This is a genomic window from Streptomyces sp. NPDC054863, from assembly GCF_053610825.1.
Map to the genome: position 1 here is coordinate 1 of NZ_JBSGZD010000334.1, position 8,254 is coordinate 8,254.

The window sequence follows — 8,254 nt, forward strand, 5'->3', positions numbered from 1 at the left end:
GTGTTGCGGCGGCAGTAGATCTCGATGAACCCCTCGGTCTCCCAGCCCAGCGCCGCCGGGTCCACCCGTACGGTGAACCCGGTGATGGCGCCTTCCGCGCGCAGCCGGTCGACCCGGCGCTTCACCGCCGGGGCGGACAGGCCGACCAGGGAGCCGATGTCGGCGTAGGAGCGGCGGGCGTCCGCTGCCAGGGCATGGACGATTCGCTCGTCGAGATCGTTGAGTCGCACTGCGGGTGGATCACATTTCTACGCGTCTGCGGGAGTCTGCTCCGGCGCGCCCTTCGCCAGCCGGGAGTGACGGATGCCGTACCCGAAGTAGAACACGAGACCGACGGCCATCCAGATTCCGAAGACCACCCAGGTGACGGTCCCGAGGCCGAACATGTTGTAGACGCAGAAGACGAAGCCCAGGATCGGGAAGACCGGGCCGAGCGGCACCCGGAAAGCCCGGTTCATGTCCGGGCGTGTCCAGCGCAGGATGACGACCGCGATGTTGACCAGGCCGAACGCGAAGAGCGTGCCGATGCTGGTCGCGTCGGCGAGCTGGCCGAGCGGGATCGCGGAGGCGAGGATGCCGCAGAACAGCGACACGATGATCGTGTTCGCGCGGGGCGTGCCGGTGCGCGGGCTGACCTTGCCGAAGACCTTCGGCACCAGGCCGTCGCGGGACATCGCGAAGAGCACGCGGGTCTGCCCGTACAGCACGGTCAGGACGACGCTCGCGATGGCGATGACGGCGCCCGCGGCGAGCAGCGTGCCCCAGAAGGCCTGTCCGGTGACGTCCTTCATGATCCCGGCGAGTGCGGCCTCGGAGCCCTCGAAGCCCTTCCAGTCGCGCGCGCCGACGGCGACGGCCGCGACGAGGACGTACAGGGCGGTGACGATGATCAGCGAGAGCATGATCGCGCGCGGCAGGTCGCGCTGCGGGTTCTTCGCCTCCTCGCCGGCCGTGGAGGCGGCGTCGAAGCCGATGTACGAGAAGAAGAGGGTGGCGCCGGCGGCGCTGACGCCCGCCATGCCGAGCGGCATGAAGTCGGCGTAGTTGCCGGACTTGAAGCCGAGGAAGCCGATGACGCAGAAGAGCAGCAGGGCGCCGATCTTCACCGTGACCATGATGGTGTTGGCGCGGGCGGACTCACGCGCTCCGCCGAGCAGGAAGACCATCGCGAGGAGCACCACGATGAGCGCGGGGAGGTTGAATATCCCGCCGTCGCCGGGCGGGGCGGACAGTGCGTCCGGGATGGTGAACCCGAGCGTCCCGTCGAGGAGTTCGTTGAGGTACTCGCCCCAGCCGACGGCCACCGCCGCCACCGAGACGCCGTACTCCAGGACCAGGCACCAGCCGCAGACCCAGGCGACCAGTTCACCCATCGTTGCGTACGCATACGAGTAGGAGGACCCGGCGACCGGGATGGTGCCCGCGAGTTCGGCGTACGAGAGGGCCGAGAAGAGAGCGGTGAGACCGGCGATCACGAAGGAGATCGTGACGGCGGGCCCCGCCTTGGGAACGGCTTCGCCGAGGACGACGAAGATGCCGGTGCCGAGCGTGGCACCGATGCTGATCATCGTCAGTTGCCACATCGAGAGGGAGCGCCGCAGCGATCCTCCCTCGCCCTGGCCCCCCTCGCTGACCAGCAGCTCCACCGGCTTGCGGCGCATCAGCCGAGAACCGGGGGCTCCGGAGGCGGGCGGTGGGGCAACGGGGGGCGCTGCGCCTTGATCCAACACGGGGGTGGCTCCTTCTGGCTGCCTCATCGGGCGGCGGCGACCGCGGCGGAGACTTCCGCGGGCACGGCGAAGCAGCCGAAAGCCCGGGAGACCGCCGAGCAGGCGATCCCGCCACTCCACGTACAGCGGTGAAGCCTATGAGGCGGAAGTTCCCACACGTAATGCAGCAACCTTGCGCATCGGCGGACGATCATTGCGCGCAACGCCCGGTGATGGCGGTTTGTTGCGCCCCAGTTTTCGATTTCCCTTTTGTCCGGTACGCAGGGGCAGCCGTGCGGAGATCCCGCTCATGTCCTGTGCCGGGACGGGGCAGGGTGTCGGGGACCACCTGCACAACTGCTGCACAACCGGGACACTGCACCACCGGGACACTGCACCACCGGGACCGCTGCACCACCGGAGCAGCCGCACGGACGAGGGGGACGCACCGATGACCTGGCTGGATCCCGGGCCCTTTCTGCGCGGAGTGGCATGGCGCGACGCGGACGGGCTCCCCGTGCGGGCGGACCCGGGCGACCTGGACCGGCTGCCGTGGGACGTCACCGAGCGCGCGGAGGTGCCGGTCGGCGTGCGGCTGGAGTTCGTCGCGTACGGAGCGGGCGCCGTGGAGCTGCGCTACCGCGCCGAAGCGGGCACGGTCCCGCACGCGTTCGGGCTCTGGGAGGGCGGCCGGCAGCTGACGGAGGTACTCGCGGAGCCCGCCGACGAATCCGTGATACGTCTCGAACTCCCGCCCCTTCAGGGCCCGTTCACGGTGTACCCGCCCGAGTCGCAGTCGCCGCACTTCCTGGGCGTACGCACCGTGGGCGGGCGCATCGAGCCCGCCGGGCCGCGCCCGCGCTGGCTGGTGCACGGCGATTCGATCACCGAGGGCTGGTGGTCGACCCGGCCCGCGCACGCCTGGCCCGCCGCGGCCGGCCGGCGGCTCGGCCTGGACACCGTGAACCTCGGTTACGCGGGCGCCGCGCGCGGCGAACTGGCCACCGCGCAGCAGCTCGCCGCCCTCTCCGCGGACGCCGTCACCCTCGCCTTCGGCACCAACTGCTGGGGCCGGACGCCGTTCACCGCTCCCCTGCTGCGCGAAACGGTGCGCGCCTTCCTCGCGCTCGTACGCCACGGACATCCGCACACCCCTCTCCTTGTGCTTTCGCCGGTGCTGCGCCCCGGGGCCGAGCACGCCCCGAACCCCCTGGGGGCGACGCTTGCCGCACTGCGCGAGGCGCTGGAGGACGTCGTACGGGAGGAGATGGCGGCCGGGGACGCCCGGCTCGCGCTGCTGCCGGGGCACGGCCTGCTCGGCCCCGAGCACCTCGCGGACGGGCTCCACCCCAACGACGCGGGACACGCCGCGCTCGCGGAGGCGGTGGCCACGGCCCTGGACGAACTGCTCCGGCACGCACACCCCTGATCCGTGACCCGCACAAGCACCTCCGGGGCGCATGTCCGGCGACGCGTGGGGTAACCGGGGCCTCGTGGGCTGCACGGTTCTGGACTGCCGGCAGCCCGGCGGGCTGGCACCCCGGCAGACGATGCCAACGGCGAGAGGTGTGGGTTGAGTACCGGCGAGACAAGCGTGCGGGGCCGTCTTCTGGACGCCCTGCGCGCACGTGAGCAGGAGATCGCGGATCGCTGGGTCCGGCTTCAGCTGGAGCAGTCGACCCTGGGCAGCACGATGAGCGAGCGCGAGCTGCGCGAGGAGGCGGATCTGCTGATCTCCGCCCTCGGCACCGGGCTCGCGGGCGACGTGCCCGTGGAACGGCTGGTGACGTCCCAGCACGATCTCCGCAGGACGGTCATGGAGCTTTCGCTGCGGCGGGCCCGTGCGGGCGCGACCCCGACGGCCACGTCCCTCGCGGTGCTCTCCCTCAAGGAGGCGCTGCTCGAAGCCGTGCAGCACACCACCTCGGACTCGCGCGAACTGTTCGAGGCCGCGGTGCTGGTGAACCGGCTCCTCGACGCGGCGGGCGCGCTGTCCTTCGAGACGTACGTGGAGGGGCGCGAGGAGATCATCCAGCGCCAGTCGCACCAGCTGATGGAGCTGTCCACGCCGGTCGTACGGCTGTGGGACCACGTCCTCGCGGTGCCGCTCATCGGCACGCTGGACACCGCCCGCACCCAGGTGGTGATGGAGAACCTGCTGCAGGGCATCCAGGACCACGAGGCCAGGGTCGCCATCATCGACATCACCGGCGTCCCGGCCGTGGACACCGCCGTCGCGCAGCATCTGATGCACACGGTGAACGCGGTGCGGCTGATGGGCGCGGACTGCGTCATCTCCGGCATCCGGCCGCCGATCGCGCAGACCATCGCCCAGCTCGGCATCGACCTGTCCACGATCCTGACCCGGGCGACGCTCGCCGACGCGCTGGCCGCCGCGGTGCGCCTCACCGGCCGCCCCTCGGTCTCCGACAGCCCCGCACCGGCGGGTCCGTGAGTACGCCGCAGCTCCCGCAGCCGGGCGGGGTGCCCATCCTGCGGCTCGGCGACGTCCTGGTCACCGGGCTGCTGAACGAGCTCGACGACAAGTCGGCGGTGGCCTTCACCGACGAGCTCACGACGCGGATCGTCAGCGACGCGGCACGCGGCGTCCTGATCGACATCTCCCGGCTGGAGATCATCGACTCGTTCGTGGCCCGCACCCTGATGGAACTCACCACCACGGCAAGGCTGTTGGGAGCCCGGGTGATCGTGGCGGGCATGCGGCCCGCCGTGGCGATCACCCTGGTCGAACTCGGCCTGCGGCTGACCGGCGTGGAGGCGGCCCTCAACGCGGAACAGGGCCTGGTCGCACTGGGCTGGCAGCGGATGCCCCAGCCTTCTGGGGAGGCCCCTCGTGACTCTCTACGATGAACAGGTCACCAGGGGCGCCGAGTTCGCCCCGCACCCGGCGGACCTGGCCGGTCCCGCGACGTACGCCGTCGTCACCGAGGAGGACCTGCTGACGGTCCGTCATGCGGTACGGGCGGCCACCGTCGAGGCGGGCTTCGGGCTGGTCGACCAGACCCGGGTCGTCACGGCGGCGAGCGAGCTGGCACGCAACGCCTACATCCACGGCGGTGGCGGCAGCCTCGCCGTGGAGCAGGTGGAGCAGGGCGGCGGGCGCGGGCTGCGGCTGACCGTGCGCGACGACGGGCCCGGCATCCCGGACCTGGAGGCGGCGCTGACGGACGGGTACACGACCGGGGCCGGGCTCGGACACGGTCTGGGCGGGGCCCGGCGGCTGATGCACGAGTTCTCGGTGCACAGCACCGCGGGCGGAGGCACCACCGTCGTCGCCACCCGCTGGAGCGGGCGCTGATGGCCGCGCCACTGCCCGCACAGGACGGGCCGCACCCCGCACCGGACGGCCCGGGGCCGCCCTCGCCCGTCTCCGTCCGCATCCGGATCGACCACTACAGCGCCGTCCACCTGGCGGCGACCACGGCCCGGCGGATCGCGCTCGACAGCGGTCTGCCGGGGGCGCTGCCGGACCGGGCCGCGGTCCTCGCGAGCGAGCTGGCCGGCAACATCGCCAAGCACGCGCACGAGGGCTCGGTTTTCGTACAGCCCATGCCGCTGCGCCCGGGCGTGGAGATCCTGGCGTCCGACCGGGGCCCCGGCATCCCCGATCTCGACGCCGCCCTCACCGACGGCTGGACCACCACCGCCACCCTCGGCGCGGGGCTCGGCGCGGTCCGCCGCATCGCCTCCGAGTTCACCCTTCGTACGAGGCCGGGCGCGGGCACCCTGATCTGCGCCAGGGTCGCCGCACCCGGCGCGCCCGCGGCTACGGGTCCGGACCTGGCGGCGCTCTGCCTGCCGCTGGAGAGCGAGCACAGCTGCGGGGACGGCTGGGCGGTCGCCGACGCCGACGACGGGCGGCGCACCGTCGTCGTGGTGGACGGTCTCGGGCACGGACCGCCGGCGGCGGAGGCCGCCGAGGCGGCGCTGCGGGCGTTCCGCCGCGGCCCCGGCCTGCCGCTGCCCACCGTCATGACGGCGATGCACCGGGCGCTGCGGCACACCCGGGGTGCGGCCGTGGGGCTGCTGCGGCTGCGGCCCGACGGGGACGCCGACCACTGTTCGGTGGGCAACGTACGGGTGCAGGTCATCGGCTTCGACGGGGTGCGGTCCCGGCTGTCGGGGCAGCCGGGGGTGGTCGGCTGGAACATGCCGCTCCCCCTGGTCCGGCGGATCTCCGTACCGCAGGGGTCGACGCTGGTGCTGCACAGCGACGGCATCGACCCGCACTGGACGCACGAGCCGTCGCCGTTCCTGCTGCGGCTGCCGCCGCCGCTGCTGGTCGCCTCGCTCGCCCACGACTTCCGGCGCAGCCGCGACGACGCCACGGTGCTCGCGACCGGTGCGCCGGTCGCACCACCGGAAAGAGACGCATGATCCCCCACAGCACCACCCACCACTCCCTGCCCGGGCTGCGCACCACCCTGCGCCGGCTCGCCCACCAGCTGCGGCTGCCCGTCGAGCAGCGGGCCCGCCTCGCCCTCGCCGTGACGCGGGTGGCGGCCGGGGAGCTGGGCGCGGGCCGGTCGGTCACCCTGCACGCCTGCCGGGAGAGCGACCCGGCGGACGGCGGGCACCCCGTCCTGACGGTGCGGCTGCGCACCCCGCTGGCGCCGCGCCCGCCGTCGCTGAAGGGCCTCCCGCTGCCCGCCGAGCGGATGCCGGGGGCGGCTGCGGTGTGGCGGATTCCCCAACCACCGTACGAACAGGGCGACTTGGCGGCACCGGCACAGGAGCCCCACAACGGCAACGGCAACGGCAACGGGCAGGTGCCCGGTCTCGCGGACCTCCTTGAGGAGGAACTGGGCGCCGCCGTCGCGCGGGCCGACGCCCTCGCCGAGGACCACAAGCGGCTCAAGCACGAACTGGCCGAGACCAACAGCGGTGTGCTCGCCCTCTACGTACAACTGGAGGAGCGCGACGAGCAGTTGCGGCGCGCGCACGGCCAGATGCTGCGCGAGCTGGAGGACGCGCTGCGCCCCTCGCCCGTGCGGGTGCCCGGTCTTGAGATGGCGGTGCACTACGCGCCCGCCGGTACGGACGCCCCGACCGGCGGCGACCTCTACGACTGGTTCCTGCTGCCGGACGGACGGGTGCACATCACGCTGGTGGACGCGCTGGGGCACGGCGTCACCAGCACCCGCAGCGCGCTCGACGTCACCCACGCCGTACGGACGCTGGCCCTGGAGGGGCATCCGCTGCAGTCGATCGTGGCGCGCACCGACGAGCTCCTGCTGCCCTTCGACCGCGAGCTGATGGCGACCGTACTGCTGGCCAGGATCGACCCCGCGGGCGGCGCCCTGAAGCTGGCGAACGGCAGCCATCCGCCCGCCCTGGTGGTGCGCGAGGACGGCCGCGCGGAGTTCCTTGAAGTGCGCGGCCGGGGCATCGGCTACCCGCTGCCGGGCAGCGAGACCCTGCGGTACGACACGCTGGCCCCCGGCGACCTGCTGGTGCTGTACACCGACGGGCTGACCGAGAGCAGACGGGACCCCCGGGAGGGCGAGCAGCGGCTCCTGGAGACGGCCCTGCGCCACCGGCACCTGCCGATAGAGGAGATCCCGGGCGCGATCGCCGCCGACATGCACACCGTCATCCTGCATCCCGACGACACCGTGGCCCTGACCGTACGCCGAACACGCGAGGACAGCGCATGAGCCCTGACCGTGAACTGACCGTCTCCGTGCAGCAGCGGGACGCCGGGGTGGTGCTCGCCGTCCACGGCGACCTGGACTTCGACAACACGCCCCGGCTGCGCACCACGATCGCCCGGCTCGCCCTCGCGCCGGGACAACTGCTCGTGCTCGACCTCTCCGGGCTGACCTTCTTCGACTCCAGCGGCGTCACGATGCTGATCGTCGCGCGGAAGGTGGCACTGGCCGCGGGGGCGGAGGCCGTGGTCAGCGGGGTGTCCCCGATGGCGGACAGGATCTTCCGGATCACCGGCCTGGACGAGGTGTTCCGCTCCTATCCGAACCCGGCGGCGGCGTTCGCCGGGGACATCTCCAACTGAGTGCCGGTGAAGGCGGTGAGCGGGCCGAGCCGGGGTATGCGAGCGGTTGATGACTGAGGAGCCGCCCGTGGTTGTCCTGGGTTCACCGCAAGGGGCGCACGGCGACAGCGCGACGGCCCGGGAGGCCGCTGCGGCGTTTCTGGCCCAGCACTGCACCTGGGCCGATTTCGACGCGGTGCTGCTGGTGGTCGGCGAGCTCGTCACCAATGCCGTACGGCACACCTCGGGGTGGTGGCGGCTGCGGCTGCGCACCGGGCAGGGGCAGCTGGTGGTCGAGATCGACGACTCCAGCCCGGACCCGCCGGTGCCCCGGGAGCCCGATTTCTCCGGCAGCGGGGGCTTCGGCTGGCACATGGTGCAGCGGCTGGCGGGCCATGTGGAGGTGCGCCCGCTGCCGGACGGGAAGCGGGTCCGTGCGACGTGGCTGCACCCGGCGCAGCGCACCTGCTGAGACTGCGCCGCCTGAGCCTGCGCTGCCGTACGTACGGGGCCGGGCCGACCTCATCAGGGC

The 8,254-nt window shown here is 72.7% G+C and carries 10 protein-coding genes; 8 read left to right on the top strand and 2 right to left on the bottom strand.

The window, feature by feature from the left end; translation table 11 throughout:
* Both ACWGIG_RS34095 and ACWGIG_RS34100 read right to left on the bottom strand, forming a co-directional pair.
* The coding region (locus ACWGIG_RS34095) for an Lrp/AsnC family transcriptional regulator (protein WP_453325567.1) at positions 1 to 230 on the bottom strand (230 nt) is incomplete at its 3' end.
* An 18-nt stretch (positions 231 to 248) separates the two neighbouring features.
* On the bottom strand, positions 249 to 1,730 hold the full coding sequence (locus ACWGIG_RS34100; protein ID WP_453325568.1) for an amino acid permease: 1,482 nt from the start codon (positions 1,728 to 1,730) through the stop codon (positions 249 to 251).
* Between the two features lie 430 nt (positions 1,731 to 2,160).
* On the opposite strand from ACWGIG_RS34100, the gene ACWGIG_RS34105 reads away from it, so the two are divergent.
* From ACWGIG_RS34105 to ACWGIG_RS34140, 8 genes are all read left to right on the top strand, one after another.
* Positions 2,161 to 3,138, top strand: a complete 978-nt coding sequence (locus ACWGIG_RS34105) for a GDSL-type esterase/lipase family protein (protein WP_453325569.1) — start codon at positions 2,161 to 2,163, stop codon at positions 3,136 to 3,138.
* 144 nt (positions 3,139 to 3,282) lie between these two features.
* The gene (locus tag ACWGIG_RS34110) at positions 3,283 to 4,164 is read left to right on the top strand and encodes an STAS domain-containing protein (RefSeq protein ID WP_453325570.1); all 882 of its coding nucleotides are present in this window, start codon (positions 3,283 to 3,285) and stop codon (positions 4,162 to 4,164) included.
* Positions 4,161 to 4,580, top strand: a complete 420-nt coding sequence (locus ACWGIG_RS34115) for an STAS domain-containing protein (protein ID WP_453325571.1) — start codon at positions 4,161 to 4,163, stop codon at positions 4,578 to 4,580. Before ACWGIG_RS34110 ends, ACWGIG_RS34115 begins: the two co-directional genes overlap by 4 nt.
* Before the next feature lie 43 nt (positions 4,581 to 4,623).
* On the top strand, positions 4,624 to 5,028 hold the full coding sequence (locus tag ACWGIG_RS34120; RefSeq protein WP_453325576.1) for an ATP-binding protein: 405 nt from the start codon (positions 4,624 to 4,626) through the stop codon (positions 5,026 to 5,028).
* A complete protein-coding gene (locus tag ACWGIG_RS34125) occupies positions 5,028 to 6,107 on the top strand; it encodes a SpoIIE family protein phosphatase (protein ID WP_453325572.1) in 1,080 nt (359 codons plus the stop codon). Before ACWGIG_RS34120 ends, ACWGIG_RS34125 begins: the two co-directional genes overlap by 1 nt.
* Positions 6,104 to 7,387, top strand: coding sequence for a PP2C family protein-serine/threonine phosphatase (locus ACWGIG_RS34130; RefSeq protein WP_453325573.1), 1,284 nt, complete (start codon positions 6,104 to 6,106; stop codon positions 7,385 to 7,387). Before ACWGIG_RS34125 ends, ACWGIG_RS34130 begins: the two co-directional genes overlap by 4 nt.
* Positions 7,384 to 7,743 carry an STAS domain-containing protein gene (locus tag ACWGIG_RS34135; protein ID WP_453325574.1) on the top strand — a complete coding sequence of 120 codons (360 nt, stop codon included), beginning with the start codon at positions 7,384 to 7,386 and terminating at the stop codon, positions 7,741 to 7,743. The genes ACWGIG_RS34130 and ACWGIG_RS34135 overlap by 4 nt, the downstream gene beginning before the upstream one ends.
* A gap of 67 nt (positions 7,744 to 7,810) precedes the next feature.
* On the top strand, positions 7,811 to 8,194 hold the full coding sequence (locus ACWGIG_RS34140) for an ATP-binding protein (RefSeq protein ID WP_453325575.1): 384 nt from the start codon (positions 7,811 to 7,813) through the stop codon (positions 8,192 to 8,194).
* The last annotated feature ends 60 nt before the right edge of the window (positions 8,195 to 8,254 follow it).

Bases quoted from the DNA above. Each gene is read 5' to 3' on its own strand.
- ACWGIG_RS34105 (WP_453325569.1), top strand. From the start codon at position 2,161: ATGACCTGGCTGGATCCCGGGCCCTTTCTGCGCGGAGTGGCATGGCGC.
- ACWGIG_RS34130 (WP_453325573.1), top strand. From the start codon at position 6,104: ATGATCCCCCACAGCACCACCCACCACTCCCTGCCCGGGCTGCGCACC.
- ACWGIG_RS34125 (WP_453325572.1), top strand. From the start codon at position 5,028: ATGGCCGCGCCACTGCCCGCACAGGACGGGCCGCACCCCGCACCGGAC.
- ACWGIG_RS34135 (WP_453325574.1), top strand. From the start codon at position 7,384: ATGAGCCCTGACCGTGAACTGACCGTCTCCGTGCAGCAGCGGGACGCC.